Origin of the sequence: Flavobacterium sp. J27, from assembly GCF_004303025.1 — a bacterium.
Classification (GTDB): domain Bacteria; phylum Bacteroidota; class Bacteroidia; order Flavobacteriales; family Flavobacteriaceae; genus Flavobacterium.
The window spans coordinates 122421-139345 of the sequence record NZ_PJQW01000011.1 but is presented as its reverse complement, the minus strand read 5'-3'; the positions used below and the strand labels follow the sequence as shown (position 1 = coordinate 139345).

Below are 16925 nucleotides of genomic sequence, written 5' to 3'. Positions count from 1 at the left end.
AGTTTTTGAAAGCTCTTTTTAGTATTATTACTTTTGTCTGAAATAAATATCAATTGGTACTCCAGAAAAATTATATTGTTCACGCAGTTTATTTTCAATAAAACGCTTATAAGGTTCCTTAATATATTGAGGTAAATTAGCAAAAAACACAAATTGAGGTGTAGGTGTTGGCAATTGCATACAATATTTAATTTTTACATATTTTCCTTTTATGGCTGGTGGTGGTGTTGCTTCAATTATAGGAAGCATCAAATCATTAAACTTAGATGTTGCAATACGTTGCTTTCTATTTTCGTATACTTCCACAGCTACTTCTAAAGCTTTTAATAAACGTTGTTTGTTTAAAGCAGAAACAAAAAGGATAGGCACATCTGTAAAAGGCTGTAATTCTTCTCTAATCTTTCGTTCATAATCTCTAGTAGACATAGTATCCTTCTCAATTAAATCCCATTTATTTACTAAGATTACAATTCCTTTTCTATTTTTTTCTGCCAACCAAAAAATATTCTGATCTTGACCTTCAAAACCTCGAGTTGCGTCTATCATTAAAATACACACATCACTATGCTCAATAGCTCTTACAGAACGCATTACTGAATAAAACTCTAAATCTTCTTTTACTTTTGCTTTTCTTCGTATTCCAGCTGTATCTACCAATTTAAATTCGAAGCCAAAACGATTATACGTCGTATCGATAGCATCTCTTGTTGTACCAGCAATATCAGTTACTACAAAACGATCTTCACCAATTAAGGCATTGATAAATGATGATTTTCCCGCATTTGGCCTTCCTACAACTGTAAATTTAGGCAACGGATTTTCTTCTTCGGTTACTTCTGGCAATTCTGGCAAAACACGTACTAATTCATCTAACAACTCCCCAGTTCCACTACCGTTCATACCCGCTATTGTAAAATATTCGCCTAAACCTAACGAATAAAATTCAACCGCATCTTTTTCACGTGCACCATTATCTACTTTATTCACAGCAAGTAAAATAGGTTTTGTTACTTTTCGTAATAATTTGGCTACTTCTTCGTCCATAGGAGTAACTCCTTCTTCTACATCTACTACGAAAATAATAGCATCAGCTTCATCAATAGCCAATTCAACCTGACGTCTAATTTCTCCTTCAAATATATCATCAGATCCTTTAATATAACCTCCTGTATCTATTACAGAAAACGCTTTTCCGTTCCATTCACTTTTGCCATAATTTCTATCTCGGGTAACACCACTAACCGAATCGACAATAGCATCTCTGCGCTGAATTAATCGATTAAAAAAAGTCGATTTTCCTACATTCGGTCTACCTACTATGGCTACAATATTATTCATTCTCTATTTTTTTTGAAAGTGCAAAGATAATCATTTCGTGTTTAGAAAAAAGATTCCTTCTTGCTATTTAATTCTCTTATTTACAGACTTATAAATTAAAACACACTACTTTTTTTCATATTTTTTTTGTAGTTTAGTACCATAAACCCCTTTGTCTATGGATAAAAACATTACGCTACGACTTCGTTTTTATACTGTCGCAAATAAATCATTGGACACAGTACTTAACGAATTTAAACTTTTACAGACAGAATTAGATCCTGACTACAAAATTAAGATTTCAGACCATCATGTTTGGTTAAGTCTTGGTGTTTTAAAAAGAGAAAAATATTCTCCTCATCTTCATTTGCAATTAGAATCTATGGAAGATGGCAATACTGCTGTAAATGGATTGTATGGACCAGATCCTGTTTTATGGACATTCTTTATTTTCCTGCATTTCCTTGTAGGTATTATTTTCTTTATCGCTGCTGTTTCAGCTTATTCCAAATCGAGTTTGCATCAAAAATTTACCATAGAAATTGTTATTTTAACAACTATGGTAGCATTTTGGCTTTTACTCTATTACATAGCTAGAAGAAACCGAAGAAAAGGAATACCAGAAATGAATCAATTACACGAAATAATGGAACGTATTATTCACTAATTATTTTTGGTTGTAACCAAATCTCCTCAGCTGGTTCATATTACTTCTCCAGTCTTTATTGACCTTAACATAGGTTTCTAGAAAAATTTGTTTTCCGAAAAATTTTTCTAAATCTTCTCGTGCCTGCATACCCACTTTTTTAAGTGCAGCTCCTTTGTGACCAATAATGATGCCTTTTTGAGTATCTCTTTCAACCATAATAACAGCACGAATACGAATAATAGCATCATCTTCTTTAAATTCTTCGGTATCTATTTCAACAGCATACGGAATTTCTTTATCGTAGTTTAATAAGATTTTCTCTCTAATAGTTTCATTTACGAAAAAACGTTCGGGTTTATCGGTTAAAGAATCTTTTGGATAATATGGTGGCGAAACGGGTAACAACTGAATAATTCTGTCAAAAACAGCTTGCACATTGAAATTTTCTAAAGCAGAAATGGCAAAAATTTCAGCATTAGGAACTTTTTCAGACCACAAAGTTACTTGTTCTTCTAATTGTTCTTGGTTCGATTTATCAATTTTATTCAACAATAATAATACTGGAATTTTTGAATGTATGATTTTATTGAAGAAACTCTCGTCTTTTAACTCCTTCTCACCTATTTCAACCATATAAACCAAAACATCAGCATCTTCAAAAGCATTCTTAACAAAACCCATCATAGAATTTTGTAATTCATAGGCTGGTTTGATAATGCCAGGTGTATCAGAAAGCACCATTTGAAAATCATCTCCATTAACAATACCTAAAATACGATGACGTGTTGTTTGCGCTTTACTCGTAATTATCGATAAACGCTCTCCAACTAGAGCATTCATTAAGGTTGATTTCCCTACGTTTGGGTTACCAATAATATTTACAAAACCTGCTTTATGCATGAGATTTATCTTTTAATTTAAATTTATTTGACCAAAGGTTCACAAAATATTTATTCCACTTAATTTCATAAAATTCGATTATCAATTTTGAATCACTTCATAATATCAAATCAATAAGATTTACGAAACGTGTACTAACCTACATGATACATTATTGAAGTTACAAAGGTAGTCATATCAGTCGAATAGAAGAAATTTTAATTTTTTTATTGTTTTTTCTTGTTTTTCAATATAATCGTTGTATTTTTGCACTCACAAATCGCGGGATAGAGCAGTAGGCAGCTCGTCGGGCTCATAACCCGAAGGTCACTGGTTCGAGTCCAGTTCCCGCTACTAAGAAATTTTATTGAAATTACAAACGCACATCGCGGGATAGAGCAGTAGGCAGCTCGTTGGGCTCATAACCCAAAGGTCACAGGTTCGAGTCCTGTTCCCGCTACTAAGTAAAGAGAATCAAGAAATTGGTTCTCTTTTTTTATTACAGTTTAAAAAAAATCCTGATACAAGTACCAGGAATGAAGCAATTATTCTTTTTGTTATTTTTTAACCGTTCCCATTTGTTTTTGGTCTTCCTCCACCTCTATCAATATCTTCTTCAACATCGGTTGTTGTCGTGGTATCATCACCGCCTTTGATTGTTTTTAAAAAAATTACCTCATAAAACAATAAACCATTATTTACATTTTAAAAGATTTTATTTGTTAAAACTTTTATAGAATTCTCATACTACTTGTTAAAATATACGTATAAATACGCACAAAAAAGAGGTAAAAATACGTATTTATACGTATAGGTTTTTTAAAAGTGATGGGCTAAATTTGAAAAGCAAATTTTGTATGTAAATCTAATACAAGTGGATTGAAACTACTTTGTAGCGAGTATATAGAAGTTGTGTATAAATTAAAACATATGAAAGTACAAAATCCTGAACTATTTGATTTTTGGGCTCCATTATTTGGAAAAACAAGTCAAGATGAAGAAGTTATTTCAAAATTTCAAACCGCTGGAATATCCAAACTTCCTTACATCAGTAAAGATGACTCTGAGCAGTCTGAAGATATTGGTGGAATGACAGTAAGTTTCTACTTGCCAGACATGATAGGAATGGATATCAAACTAAAAAAAGGAGAAGGCGTTTTTGCTGGAATCGCAATACATTTAGAACTATACAACAGTAGAACTAACTCTTCTCCTCTACCTTATGAGTTTCAATATGATGATACTGTTAAAGAAATGATTAAAAGATTTGGGAAACCTAATTCTAAAGATGACGAATGGCTCTCTTGGATAATTGATGATCTTGAAGTAACCGCTCATTTTTCTGAGGGCATGAAAACATTTGAAGACTTAACTATTTATATTCCAATAGAAGATTAAGGCTCAAAATATAAAATCTACAAAAGAAATATCGATTTTAAGTTTTGCAATTTTTATTATCTCCTCATCGCTCGGATTTACTATTCGTACCAAAAAAACGTATGGTAAACCAATAAATAAAAGAGTGATTTTTAGAAAATAATAACACGATAATTAACTTCGTATACACAGCAACTTTTGGGTAGATTGGAGCTACTTTGTGGCGGTAAATACTAGTTAATAACCATTTTGAAAAAACAGAACAATGGGATTTTAGGATTCAAATAATACAATTAATTATCAAAAATTACTTCTTTTTACACATGATAGAATACATAGGTTGATTTTCATCTACTTCTGTAATTTCATAAAGTCCATAATGTTCAAACTCTATTTTGACAGATTCCTGATCATAATAAAATATTTTTGCTCCTTTGTGAAATTCAAATCTATCTTTGCCTAACTGCTTGCCTTGTCCAAAATTAGGTGCTTCTTTTGTGATAGCAGTAAAAATCATATAGCCATTTTTAGATAATTGATTAAAACAATCTTGAATTAATTTTTTCCTTTCCAATTCATCAAGTAAATGGATAAGTGCATAACAAAAAATTCCATCATATTTTTTTGTTTCAAAAGGCATTTGGGTTACTGAACCATGATGAATTGTTAACTTGTTTCCAAAATGCTTATTAGCTAAATCAATTGCTGTTTGAGAAATCTCAATACCTGTTACAGAAATTCCTGCTTCAAGAAAGATTTTTGCATTTCTACCATAGCCAATACCAGGAATAAGAATGTCTTTTATTTCTTTTTCTATAAATAAATCTCTTGCTAATATAGCTGAATTAGCAGGAGACATTCCCCACATTTCTTGTTTGTCTTTAAAAGCTGATTCCCAAAATTCCATTTTATTTTATTTTATTTTATTTTATTTTATTTTTTATATAATTCAAATTTAAATCTTTACTTTAAATATTTAATCACTTAAATATATTCATATTTTCATCATATATTGGACTTTCTACAGCTAAAAAATTCAAGATACTATGAAACACATGATTCTGTGACAGGGTTTGATTTAATTTCAATTTTTTATAGTCGTCTGATAACCATACTATAAATGGAATTTCTAATTGCTCACGAGGGGCAAAAGAGGCAGGTATTCCATGCATATATAAATTATTTTCTCCTAACGATTCACCATGGTCTGAAACATACAACATCATGCTCTTATATTCCTGTAAATCCTGTAAATCATTAATTAAATGAGCCAGTATATAATCTGTATAAACAATCGTGTTGTCATAAGCGTTTATAAGTTCTTCTTGGGTACATTCTCCCAGTTCAACACTTTTGCAAACTGGAGTGAATTTTTCAAATTTGGGTGGATACTTGGTATTATATGATGGTCCATGACTTGTACTTGTATGTAAAATTATAAGTATTTTATCTTTTTTACTGGCTAAAATTTGTTCTTTTAAGCCTTTTAAGAGAATCTCGTCATAATGACACTCTTGTTCTTCACATCTATTTATTAAATCTTCTTTTCTAAAAAAATTTTTAATATGAATTGGTGGTTCTCCCCAATTGGTGGTTCTCCATATAACTTCTACATTATTTCTAAATAAATAATTAGGCAAAACCTCATAGAGCTTACCCGAATTAGTATGTTCTAAGATACACCTTACACCTGCTGTTGTATATGTTGCACAAGAAGTAGCATCAAAACAATGTAAATTTTTAACCTTAGCCAATAATGGATTAGTCCGTTTTTCATAACCATATAGCGAAAAGTTTTTACTTCTTGCCGATTCACCAATAACTAAAATAGCAATAGACTTTACCTCATTTTTTATTTTCGCATCGGGTAATAAAATCTCTTTTTCATTTTCTTTATTTTTATAAATATAGAATCTTGAGGTATTTACTATATAAGACCAAGGCATTGCCAAGGCTCCCAATTTCGTTGAGTTTTGATCGATCCATCTCCAATTACCACCATTAATAAAGACAAAAATGACTAGAAAGAGAAATGTAAAGGAAAAGTTAATTAAAAATCGTTTCAATGTTTCTTTGAGGATGGTAAGTTTAATTATAAAAAATATTGGAATAATACCTAATACAATAAGATAGACAATCAATTTAAAAGAAAAGAAACTACTGGCTTCTTCATAATCAGTATTCAATATATTACCAATCATTGTAATATCTATTATAACATGATAAGTATTCACAAAATACGCAACAATTGCATTAATAATAAAGACCAAGGCTAATACAATTTTTCCAACTAATCGAGAAAGAAAAAAGATAAGATATAATACAAAAGCATTGGCAATCAGTATCGCGATTACTAAAGAAATAATAAGGCTAATTCCACTAAAACTAGTATAATCAAGTAGAGTAAAGACATATTTAAAAAAAGGATAATGAAAGAATAAAAAATTAACAAAACTTGCGATTAACACAAAAGGAACTAATTGGATTTTACTTTTTAACATAAATACTGGTGATTATTATTAATGTTACTACCAAACTAATTAAGGAAACATAAAATATAATTAAATTTTTAGTGACTATTTTATATATTAAAGTAATAGCTAATACAGACAATAAAACTATAATTATAGGGTAGTATTTTTTATGAGTTATCCATGTCCACGGGCTAAAATTTTTGGTGAAAAAAATGCCTATAAGAGCCGCTAAATAACCTAAAATACCACCAACAACAACATCTAAAGGATAATGTGCTCCTACACCTACACGGGTAAATACTATACTTAATCCTATGAGAATTATAAAAAAAAACCATATTATTTTAGATAATAGTTTTATAGGCATGAATGCAAACAACAATATGGTTAGTGTTGCAAAGACCGTAATTGAATGCCCAGAGGGTAAACTGGCACAACCCACTGCTGTTTTTCCAATAATAACAAAACTGTTATTATCAAACATCATGGCGGGTCTTGGTACTAAAAAAATATTCTTCAATATGCAGGAAAATATAAGAGAAACCAAAGAAGCTGATAATAAAGATTCAACTATTTTTGGAGCATACAAAATAAAAACACCTAAAAATGACAAAATAATAGAAGCGTCTCCTAATTGGGTAATATTATATATAGTATTTGGAAACTGACCTAATTTATAATTAATAAAAAGAAACAATTCCTTTTGAATATAAACATAAGCTTCAACGGAAAAGGCATCTTCTTTGAAGAGATACAAAGTAATTGATAATAATAACAAGAGAGGTAAAAAAAGAGAAATCAATCTTAATTTATTAAAATTATTACTTACACAAACATTTAATTCTTGGTTTATTAACAGTAATGAATTTAATGTTTTTTTCATTTTAAAGAATCTCATCAGAATGTCAATGTTAAACCCAACCCATACTCTTTTCCATTATAAAAAGGCATAACAATTCCAGTTGCATTTGTTCGCTCTTTAAAAATATTTTTCATAATTAAGGGATGAATCCAATAAGCTATTTTTGTACTTAAAATTCCTATTCCCGCACCTGTGGTTATATCAGTAAACCAATGCCTTTCGTTATGCAATCTAAACAACCCAGTACCAGCAGCTACTACATAACCCGTAATACCATACCAAACCGATACTTCTTTATATTCTTGATATAAAAATTCGGCACCCATAAAAGCAGTAGCGGTATGCCCAGAAGGAAAAGAGTTTGCAGAAGAGCCATCTGGCCTAGTAACAGTTGTAGTTTTTTTTAGAATGTTTACTGAGCTACCCATGAGTAGATATGCCGTTGCCAAAACTATAGTCCTATCTTTAAAATTATGTTTTCCTTGTATACCAAGCGCATTTAAGCCATATACAGATAAAAGCGGACTATATTGAGAAAAATCATCTATGTTTGTTTTCTTATCATCATGCTCTCTAAACTCATTTTTGGCACTGTTATCTATATCTTTTAAGGTAAGACTTTTAAGTCCTACCACACCATATCCAATTAAAATACTAGGAATGATAAGCGATTTTAATTTGAATTCGACATTTGTCTTGTTTTTTGTGGAATCTATTGAAGTATATTGTCCGCAAACTTCTAAAAAAGAAAAGAATAGAAAGACTGCAATTATGATTTTTTTCATTATTTACATTTTATTTAAATTAATAGCATCCTATGTCTATCCAATAATGAATAAACTAGGTAATAAGACTTGACTAGCAAATGTCAATCAGCCTAATAAGTAAGAATACATTTATTTTACTTAGAAGATAATCTCAAAGAGATGTTATAAACCAAACTATGTAGTTCATAAATTTTTTTTACAGTTCATCAAATCTTTTGAAAATTATATTGTCTGGGAAATTGTAGATATACATAATTTTCGAAAGCAAATATGGTCTTGTATAAATCAACTCTTTACACAACACTGCTCAAAAAATTTAAAATAAAAAATTCTTCTAAATATTGTTTCACTGGAAGGGGTTTACGTCCTAACAGTTTTTCCATTTGTAAACCATCACTTTCAAATTCCCCTTGTCTTGAAGCAGCTGCAAAACCACCAATCATCTTGATATATTTTTTAGACATTCCGTGATTTATCATAGTATTGATAAAAGCGTCTAAACTAGGACTTAAATAAGTGATATTTTTACCTGTCATTTCTGAAATATACTCGGCAATTTCTGAAAATGAATAACTATTTCCCGATACATTATACGTCTTATTTGTATGCTTCTTTGAGAGTAACACGTTAGCAGCAGTTTCGGCCATTTCACTTCGTAAAGCAAACCCTATTTTCCCATTACCAGCAGGTAGATAAATACCATATTTATAAATGTGCTGACCTAAAAATGAAGGCAATATATCCATATAGAGTCCATTTCGTAATATGGTATAATTCATCTTACTTCTTTTAATGGCATTTTCTGTCGCTAAATGGGAGCTCAATATAAAATCAATAGGGGAAAAATTAACATCTTTATGCATCTGACTTGTGTAAAGAATATATTTTATTCCAGATGCTTCAGCAGCTTGCACCACTTGAATATGCTGTTCGATTCTGTTTTCCAATTCGTTACTTGATACAAAAAGGAGTTTGTCTATACCAGAAAATGCTACCAACATAGAACTGTAATTATTATAATCGCCAAATACAATATTTACATTCAAAGATTTTAATTTTTCTATTTTTGTATAATCTCTTACCATTGCATAAATCAAACTTCTGTTCACTCCATTTTTTAGCAATGATTCAATAACTGCATACCCGTAGTAACCAGAAGCTCCTGTCACTATTATTTTATCATTTTTTGTCATTTTTTCTTTCATTTTTTAACCTACTAAGATTTACCATAATCTTACTCTTTGCGATAACATTTTAAAATCTATTAAGTAAGCACCAGATAGATTAATCATTGATGCATTGATATTTTGCAAACCGTACTATATTTTTAACGCATTTAATTGTTCAAATTAGTGTCATGCTCCTAACTAGTATGTACATTAAAATTTGTAGGTTAGAACTATTGTAGGTGTATTTTCGATAAACCCTGAAGAAATACCCAATTTCTTTTTATCATCAAACCGTTTGGTAAACAGATAACTCATTCCAATACCAATAGTGGCACCTGCTAACACATCTACGCCATCGTGTTTTTTGGCTTCCATTCTTGTATAACCAACATATCCTGCCAAGAGGTAGGCTGGAACACCATATGTCCAACCGTATCTTTTTTGTACAAATGCAGCACTAACAAATGCAACAGAAGTATGACCCGATGGAAAGCTATTGTTGTTTTCACCATTGGGGCGTTCTTTATTTATAGCTAATTTTAGACCATACGTTACTGCAATAGTACATGCTAGGGCTTTGGAAAATTGATAGCTACCTTTTTGACCATCTCTCCAAATAAAACTAGAACTTAGCGCTAAAGCTGGCATTGTACCAAGTAAAACATCTCCTGCAATCTTATGTGTCTTTTGAGATGAGCTCAGTGGGTCTTGCTGTCCATATGTTAATAAGGAATTCAAGAACAAAAGCATCAGTAAAAACCTAAATCCATATCGTCTTCGCTGTAAAATTGTGATAATATTCATAGGACTTATGCTGAAGTGTTTAAATTAGGATACAGTATGTTTTTAATAAGCACTATCAATTCATTGATTTCTAACTCATTATTTTTGACAGCAACACTACCTTCATTGTAAGGCATGTATTTTTCTGTATCTGTAATAGAAAATAAGCCAATGGTAGGAGTAAGTGAAGAGCTAGCCAAATGCATTACTTCGCTATCAACGCCAATAAAAATATCTGTGTTAGCAATTATAGCAGCTAACTTCCGTATATCGTTAGAATATAAAACTAAGGCTCTGAAACCAATCTTTGAGACCATTTCATTTGGAAGTATTTCAACAATGTTTACATCTGGAAATGCTTGCTGTAAATGTTTATATAAATTAAGCCACCATTTATCAGTGTAGCATTCGTTCCCTGAATTATGAGTGTACAAACAAATGGTTGGTTGCGCGTTTTGAACTAAATCATATACTAAACTACCTCCTTGTATTAGTTCATCATTCGCAAGTCTCAAGTCTAAGCTAGCAAGAATCGAATCATTTGTTCTAACTCCTATCATAGGTAAAAATGCTCTCAAGGAATAGACAACTTGCTTTGCAATATGTTTTTCTTTTTTACCTTCATTGTTATCTACTACTAACTTGAACTTTGCATTAGAAATACTTGTAAATATTCTACCAGAAGAAGAATCCATAACAGCATTTATAGCTAAATCATATTTCATACTTCTAAGCCAAACCAATGTTTTTATAAACTTTATAATATTTAGAAAGGGTTTCTTTGGTAACTCAATAATTTGATTAACATTATCATAATTTTGATATAATTGAATTGCATAAGATTGGTTTACCAACAGATCAATCTCGCTGCTAGGAAATGTGGATTCCAATTCTTGAACCAAAGGTGAAAGCAATAATAAACTTCCTAATCTATGATTCGGTCTACAAATTAAGATTCTTTTTACATCATCATTATTAATCAACGTGTTACCTATCTTATTTTTAAAACTACCTGTAAGAAATCTAACCACTTTCCTCTTTATATCATTGATACTTTTTTTGAGATTCATAATTATTATTTTTTTGTGAGTCTCTTAGAATTTTATCTGTTTCTCACACATTATCATATTATATCAGGTTGTTTTATACTATAAAAATTAAAGGTGGTTCTAGATATTTATGCAAAAATGTATTTATGCAAATAGCATTTATTTTATCTTAATAGTTACCAATACGCATTTTGACAACTTAAAACCACCTTTTTTAATAATTTTTAATTAATGGTATATGATGTAGTATCAAACTCTCCTAGTCTAAAATACCCTAATACTTCTTCGTTAGAATCATTAATATTCGTACAGTTCCCTTTTAACTGCACAGGAGTAGTTGGAAAAGGTCCGTTTTCATCACTTCCAGATTGTTGAATTAATATGTTTAAATAGTCATAATAACGTTTCGAAATACCATACACATTAATACCTACAGTTACTCCAGCAACATATTTGTCATTTTCGTTTTGAATAAAGTTTTCGTTGCCATCTGAAAATTCATCTTTGATAACAGCTAGAGCAGGTATTGGTAAATTAGATGGAGTAAATTCGCCTAAATAATAATTTTCAACAGCTACTGGATCGTCAAAAAATACTTGAAGTTGAATTTCGGTATCATCCCCTGAATTTTCAATAGCTTGCTCAACTCGATTAATTGTAGGCGCAGCAATTAACGTTTCGGTAGCAGTGTAAAATTTGTCGTTGTACAGAATTTCCAAAGTGTAGGATGCATTTAATTCTGGGACAAAATCAGTTGCAGTGTAACTACCATTATTCTGGTCAACAAACACAAATATTGACCCATCATTTTCTTTGGTAATTGTTACAGAAGCACCCGTTACCGGAACATTTGGATTGTTATCAAAAAAAGCAGTTGATTTTCTTAAATAAATAGTTTGTGTTTCTCCCAAAGTACCTTTTTCCCATTTAATAGATGCATCAACCACTAAGCGCGCACCTCCATTTGGGACATTAACATTTACAACATCGGTACAAGAGTTTAATAATCCAATTATGATTAGGAGTATCCCTAATTTCTTATATTTATTTATATTTTTCATTATTTTAAAATTTAAAGTTGTATGTTACAGAAGGAACTATACCAAATATGGATGTTCTAGTGGCTTCAGTTACGCCAGTTTCTTGATTTTGACCAAAAGAAATAGAAGCTGCATTTTTTCGGCCATAAACGTTGTATATACCGAATACCCATTCCCCTTGCCATTCTCTATTTTTATTTTTCCGAGGTGTTAAGGTTGCAGATAGGTCTAATCTATGATAGGCTGGTAATCGATCCGCATTCCTTTCAGAATAGGTGGCTACAGATAAACCATTGTATAAAAACTTCCCATTAGGATAAGTAACTGGTCGTCCAGTTTGGAATATCATATTAGCTCCAAATTGCCATTTTTCATTGAGTTTATAACTACCCGTAAATGAAAAATCATGAGTTCTATCCCAGTTAGAGTTATACCATTGCCCATTGTTGATCCCTAACCCACCGGCTCTACCTCCAGGAGTACGTTGTTGCGATTTAGATAATGTATATGATACCCAACCTGTAAAATCACCTTTATTTTTTCGTAATAAAAATTCTAATCCATAGGCTCTACCTTCACCAGTTAAAATTTCGGTTTCAATGGTGTTTTGAGCTATAAGTTCAGCTCCATTGATATAATCTACCCTATTGTCTATGGTTTTGAAATAAGTTTCTGCTTCAATAGAAAACATATTTTCCTTGAAATTTCTGAAATAACCTATAGCATATTGATTTGCCATTTGAGGCTTAATAAACTTACCACTAGGGGCCCAAACATCTAATGGTGTAGCTGAAGTAGTGTTAGAAATTAAATGTAAGTATTGAGCCATTCGATTATAACTGGCTTTAAAAGAAGATTTCTCGTTAAGCTGATAAGAAAGCGCAAATCGAGGTTCTAAATTATGGAATTTTGCTATGCTTTTTCCTTTACCATAATAAGTAGTAGAAATAGGTTCGGCACGCTCATAAATACCTAATTGTTCGTTATAAACTACTGGCAAATTATTAGCATAATTATTTAAGGTTTGCTCTCCTAGTCTATTAAAGTAACTGAAACGCAAGCCATATTGAGCAGTAATCTTATCAGAAATTTTGTGCTCTAAACTAGCGTACACACCAGTTTCTAAAGCAAATTTATCATCTAATTTTTTAGGATTAACACCTGAATTGGCATCTAAAGGTTTTAGACTTCCTGGATTAAAATTATAATATATAGCATTTACTCCAAAATCAAATTTTAATTTATCACTTGCATAATACCCTAAGTCATAGCGTATATTATAATTATTGATATCTGATTTCCAATCAATTCCTTCAACAGGAATTTCTAAATTATAATTATATCGACCATATATTAAAGATGCATTAGAGAATAATTTGTTATTAAAAATATGATTCCATCTCAAGTTTCCTGAGAGATTTCCATATGAATTAGAGAAAATTCCTCCAAGGTTAAAATTGTCATTACCAAAATAACCCGATAGATACAATTTGTTTTTCTCGTCAATTTCATAATTAGTTTTTAGATTTAAATCGTAAAATCCTGCTCTACTGCTTTCTTTGGCTAAGGCTAAAAATAGATTTGCATAAGAAGCTCTCCCAGCCATCAAAAAAGACCCTTTGTCTTTAAACATAGGCCCTTCTGCTGCAAAACGACTAGAAATAGCACCAATACCTCCAGTAAATTCAAAGTCTTTACTATTTCCGTCTTTTTGTCGTATATCTAATACCGATGAAGCTCGACCTCCAAATCGGGCTGGAATACCTCCCTTATATAATTTAATGTCCTTAATAGCATCGGCATTAAATACGGAGAAGAAACCAAACAAATGTGAGGCATTGTAAATAATTGCTTCATCTAAAAGAATTAGATTTTGGTCTTCAGCTCCACCACGTACATTGAAACCAGATGCTCCTTCTCCTGCGTTAGTAACACCTGGTAACAATTGAATGGATTTGATTAGATCGACCTCTCCTAAAACAACAGGTATCTTTTTGATTTCACTAGTTGTTAGTTTTGCAACACTCATTTGTGGTGTCTGAAGATTTACTTTTTTTGATTCTTCAATTGTGATGATTACTTCATCTAATTTGGCAGCATCCTCTTTGATCTCAATATTCAGTTTTTGATTAGAAGTAAGGGTTATAACTTTTTCTAAAGTTGTAAATCCTAAATAGGAAATGATTAAGGTATACTTTCCCTCCGGTGCTGTGATAGAATAAAAACCATATTCATTGGTCGTACTTCCTATGGAAGTACCTTTTAAAAGGACAGTTGCACCCAAGAGTGTTTCTCCATTAGCTGCATCTTTAACTACACCACTAATTGTATGTTTTGTTTGTGCGAAAAAGAATATGGGATACAACATCACCATTACAAATAAGGCCAATTTTTTCCTTGACCTAAAAGGTTTTAATTGCTTCGTTTTTGTCATAATTACAAGAAATTTTAATTAAGGTTTTTCATTTAACCAGGGTAAAATTAGACTTGTCTCCATAGCAATCAAAATGAAGTAGGTTTTGAATCCGCTTTCAGTACTTATACGTGTCTATTTAAAATTTAATTTATTGATTTTCAAAAACTTAAAGCACAAAAAACAACATAACATCAAAGGTTCTAAATGCGCTTATAGCACCTAGAAAACTGTTAATATCAGCATTTGTACACATTTTATTTTTAAAATTGTAAGAAGATATCTGTTTCAATTAAAAAAACTGTGCAACCCTAAAAAAAGCTGTTTTTAGATTAGGCTCTAGTAATTGAAGCTATTAATTTCAAATAGCCTTAACATGTTCCTACAATACTAGTATTTGATTATAGTAACTAAGAAAATAATACGATATCTCTCAAAAAATAGAAGTTTTTTAATTTCTAAGAGATTTTCTGGAAGTGGATTTGGAAGGTTATTCTTCTATAAAGAATTTAAATAAGTAAAGAGAAAAAGTAATGTTTAAATTACTGTAGATTGCGTTTTTTTAAAATCACTAGGAGTTACCCCATATATTTTTTTAAATGTTGTATTAAAAGAGGATTTAGATTTAAAACCAACTTCGTTAGCAATACCCATAATAGAATAATTCTTGAATTTATCATTTTTGAGACATGCTACAAATTCTTCGGCCCTATATTTGTTCATACAGTCCTGAAAATTGGACTTTAAGTACACATTCAACACTTCAGACAAATACTGCCTTGGAATACCCATTTTTTGAGCTACTTGGTTAACCGTTATGTTACTATTGGTAAAAAGTTTCTCTTTTTCCATGAGTCTTAAAAACTCTTTTTTATATAGTTCTGCTTTGGATTTACTAAGGCTTGACGTTTTATAAGCTTTAGTATCAGCCTTTGGCAGTATCGATTTTGGTGACACAACAAGCTTAAATAAAATCATATAGAGAAGTATTGCCGACAACCCAATAATTCCATAACTTTCTAAGAAAGAAAAATTATTATGACTTTTTGTTACAATAAATGAAGCTTCATCAATTAAGTTCAATAAGGCATAAGGCACTATAAAAAACAGCATCCATCTTTCCTTTTGGTTCTTGATGATATCATAAATGGTATACCCTAAATAAACTAATAATGTAACACCAGCAATAGTTTCTCCTATTATTAACCATATGTTCTCCACTAAGTCAATAATATCTTCAACGATTTGTAGTATAATAAAAAATAAATACGGAATAAAATAAAGAAAATCTCTAAGTTGAAATTTATCTTGTTTTGAATTGTGATACTTTATAAGTAAAAAAAACAATGTAATGATTAAAGGTGACTGGAAAAAATACCAATTAGCGTTAGAAAAAAACAAATTAAAATCATCATCACCTACAATATTTAAAAGTATAGCAATAATTGTTCCTAAAAGTAGTAAAAAATTTACCCGTTTATAACTTTCTTGTTTGACAAACAGAACGCTTAAAAGAAACAAGCCCTGGATAAGAGCGATTATTTGAATTATTTCTAACATAAATAAACAAACACTGTCATTGAGTTGGCTAAAATAATTTAAAAAAACGTAAATCGATTGAAAAAGCAATAAAAAACACCAAAATCTAACATTTCTTCACTAGACTAATCATCAATCAATTTTCTTGAATTAGTATTTATTTTTAGATAACGAAATTTTTGATAAATGATTATTCTTGCACACACCCTTTTTTATCATTTTAACTTTTCTTTGTCTTTTATTTATAACTATTTTGTTTTTCTAATGCACCTTATTGCTTGATTTTATTTCTGATTTTTGGGTAAAAGAGTATTTAATTGATAGTATATCTCACTAGAATTTACTAGTAAAAATTTCAATTTCACAAAAATTATAAATACTTCTCAATAATTCTGCCAGCAAAATTGGTAATTATTAAATACAAAGACTAAAAAAGTACCTAGCATAAATTTTATGTTATTGTTGCTTATAATCTACTCCCCGAATATGGTTAGGGTTGTTTCTCTTTCTATTTTTTACCTCTCAATATTCACTAGTACTAGTTGCTGTGGTATATAAATTAAAGCATCTTGCAATCCAAAAAGGAAAAAATTATATTTGATAGAAA

General features: G+C 30.5%; 15 protein-coding genes and 2 tRNA genes. 4 read left to right on the top strand and 13 right to left on the bottom strand.

Annotated elements, in window-relative coordinates:
* Nucleotides 1-27: 27 nt before the first annotated feature.
* Nucleotides 28-1338, bottom strand: a complete 1311-nt coding sequence (der, locus tag CX675_RS15150) for a ribosome biogenesis GTPase Der (RefSeq protein ID WP_130736091.1) — start codon at nt 1336-1338, stop codon at nt 28-30.
* 157 nt (nt 1339-1495) lie between these two features.
* Here der and CX675_RS15145 point away from each other — a divergent pair, with 157 nt between their 5' ends.
* A complete protein-coding gene (locus CX675_RS15145) occupies nt 1496-1984 on the top strand; it encodes a hypothetical protein (RefSeq protein ID WP_130736090.1) in 489 nt (162 codons plus the stop codon).
* On the opposite strand, the gene era is transcribed toward CX675_RS15145, so the two are convergent.
* Entirely contained in the window at nt 1985-2866 is an 882-nt protein-coding gene (era, locus tag CX675_RS15140; protein WP_130736089.1) for a GTPase Era, read from the bottom strand.
* A gap of 260 nt (nt 2867-3126) precedes the next feature.
* Here era and CX675_RS15135 point away from each other — a divergent pair.
* Nucleotides 3127-3199 (top strand) — tRNA-Met (locus CX675_RS15135).
* Nucleotides 3200-3232: 33 nt separating this feature from the next.
* Nucleotides 3233-3305 (top strand) — tRNA-Met (locus CX675_RS15130).
* A 104-nt stretch (nt 3306-3409) separates the two neighbouring features.
* On the opposite strand, the gene CX675_RS20280 is transcribed toward CX675_RS15130, so the two are convergent.
* Nucleotides 3410-3532: a hypothetical protein gene (locus tag CX675_RS20280; protein WP_255509230.1), complete on the bottom strand. Its 123-nt coding sequence runs from the start codon at nt 3530-3532 to the stop codon at nt 3410-3412.
* A gap of 243 nt (nt 3533-3775) precedes the next feature.
* Between CX675_RS20280 and CX675_RS15125 the strand changes: the two genes are divergently transcribed.
* Nucleotides 3776-4243, top strand: a complete 468-nt coding sequence (locus CX675_RS15125) for a hypothetical protein (protein ID WP_130736088.1) — start codon at nt 3776-3778, stop codon at nt 4241-4243.
* 286 nt (nt 4244-4529) lie between these two features.
* Here the strand turns inward: CX675_RS15125 and CX675_RS15120 are convergent, their stop codons facing one another.
* The 10 genes from CX675_RS15120 to CX675_RS15075 form a co-directional block, all read right to left on the bottom strand.
* Nucleotides 4530-5129, bottom strand: coding sequence for a bifunctional 2-polyprenyl-6-hydroxyphenol methylase/3-demethylubiquinol 3-O-methyltransferase UbiG (locus CX675_RS15120; RefSeq protein WP_130736087.1), 600 nt, complete (start codon nt 5127-5129; stop codon nt 4530-4532).
* Between the two features lie 73 nt (nt 5130-5202).
* Nucleotides 5203-6723 carry a phosphoethanolamine--lipid A transferase EptA gene (eptA, locus tag CX675_RS15115; protein WP_130736086.1) on the bottom strand — a complete coding sequence of 507 codons (1521 nt, stop codon included), beginning with the start codon at nt 6721-6723 and terminating at the stop codon, nt 5203-5205.
* A complete protein-coding gene (locus CX675_RS15110; RefSeq protein WP_130736085.1) occupies nt 6710-7579 on the bottom strand; it encodes a phosphatase PAP2 family protein in 870 nt (289 codons plus the stop codon). Before CX675_RS15110 ends, eptA begins: the two co-directional genes overlap by 14 nt.
* A 14-nt stretch (nt 7580-7593) precedes the next feature.
* Complete coding sequence (locus tag CX675_RS15105; RefSeq protein ID WP_130736084.1) at nt 7594-8343, bottom strand: phosphatase PAP2 family protein; 750 nt, start codon at nt 8341-8343, stop codon at nt 7594-7596.
* 275 nt (nt 8344-8618) lie between these two features.
* A complete protein-coding gene (locus CX675_RS15100) occupies nt 8619-9530 on the bottom strand; it encodes an SDR family oxidoreductase (protein ID WP_130736083.1) in 912 nt (303 codons plus the stop codon).
* A 174-nt stretch (nt 9531-9704) separates the two neighbouring features.
* Nucleotides 9705-10298 carry a phosphatase PAP2 family protein gene (locus tag CX675_RS15095; RefSeq protein WP_130736082.1) on the bottom strand — a complete coding sequence of 198 codons (594 nt, stop codon included), beginning with the start codon at nt 10296-10298 and terminating at the stop codon, nt 9705-9707.
* A gap of 5 nt (nt 10299-10303) precedes the next feature.
* Nucleotides 10304-11347 carry a glycosyltransferase family 9 protein gene (locus CX675_RS15090; RefSeq protein WP_130736081.1) on the bottom strand — a complete coding sequence of 348 codons (1044 nt, stop codon included), beginning with the start codon at nt 11345-11347 and terminating at the stop codon, nt 10304-10306.
* Between the two features lie 203 nt (nt 11348-11550).
* Nucleotides 11551-12387 (bottom strand): DUF4249 domain-containing protein, encoded by an 837-nt coding sequence (locus CX675_RS15085; protein ID WP_130736080.1) that lies wholly within the window; start codon nt 12385-12387, stop codon nt 11551-11553.
* Between the two features lie 4 nt (nt 12388-12391).
* Entirely contained in the window at nt 12392-14800 is a 2409-nt protein-coding gene (locus tag CX675_RS15080; RefSeq protein ID WP_370277806.1) for a carboxypeptidase-like regulatory domain-containing protein, read from the bottom strand.
* 516 nt (nt 14801-15316) lie between these two features.
* Complete coding sequence (locus CX675_RS15075) at nt 15317-16339, bottom strand: AraC family transcriptional regulator (RefSeq protein ID WP_130736079.1); 1023 nt, start codon at nt 16337-16339, stop codon at nt 15317-15319.
* Nucleotides 16340-16925 lie beyond the last annotated feature (586 nt).

Excerpts from the sequence above, each read along its gene's own strand:
- CX675_RS15100 (WP_130736083.1), bottom strand. The coding sequence starts at position 9,530 with ATGAAAGAAAAAATGACAAAAAATGATAAAATAATAGTGACAGGAGCT.
- der (WP_130736091.1), bottom strand. The coding sequence starts at position 1,338 with ATGAATAATATTGTAGCCATAGTAGGTAGACCGAATGTAGGAAAATCG.
- CX675_RS15110 (WP_130736085.1), bottom strand. The coding sequence starts at position 7,579 with ATGAAAAAAACATTAAATTCATTACTGTTAATAAACCAAGAATTAAAT.
- CX675_RS15080 (WP_370277806.1), bottom strand. The coding sequence starts at position 14,800 with ATGACAAAAACGAAGCAATTAAAACCTTTTAGGTCAAGGAAAAAATTG.
- CX675_RS15145 (WP_130736090.1), top strand. The coding sequence starts at position 1,496 with ATGGATAAAAACATTACGCTACGACTTCGTTTTTATACTGTCGCAAAT.
- CX675_RS15075 (WP_130736079.1), bottom strand. The coding sequence starts at position 16,339 with ATGTTAGAAATAATTCAAATAATCGCTCTTATCCAGGGCTTGTTTCTT.
- CX675_RS15085 (WP_130736080.1), bottom strand. The coding sequence starts at position 12,387 with ATGAAAAATATAAATAAATATAAGAAATTAGGGATACTCCTAATCATA.
- CX675_RS15090 (WP_130736081.1), bottom strand. The coding sequence starts at position 11,347 with ATGAATCTCAAAAAAAGTATCAATGATATAAAGAGGAAAGTGGTTAGA.
- eptA (WP_130736086.1), bottom strand. The coding sequence starts at position 6,723 with ATGTTAAAAAGTAAAATCCAATTAGTTCCTTTTGTGTTAATCGCAAGT.
- era (WP_130736089.1), bottom strand. The coding sequence starts at position 2,866 with ATGCATAAAGCAGGTTTTGTAAATATTATTGGTAACCCAAACGTAGGG.
- CX675_RS15125 (WP_130736088.1), top strand. The coding sequence starts at position 3,776 with ATGAAAGTACAAAATCCTGAACTATTTGATTTTTGGGCTCCATTATTT.
- CX675_RS15095 (WP_130736082.1), bottom strand. The coding sequence starts at position 10,298 with ATGAATATTATCACAATTTTACAGCGAAGACGATATGGATTTAGGTTT.
- CX675_RS15105 (WP_130736084.1), bottom strand. The coding sequence starts at position 8,343 with ATGAAAAAAATCATAATTGCAGTCTTTCTATTCTTTTCTTTTTTAGAA.
- CX675_RS15120 (WP_130736087.1), bottom strand. The coding sequence starts at position 5,129 with ATGGAATTTTGGGAATCAGCTTTTAAAGACAAACAAGAAATGTGGGGA.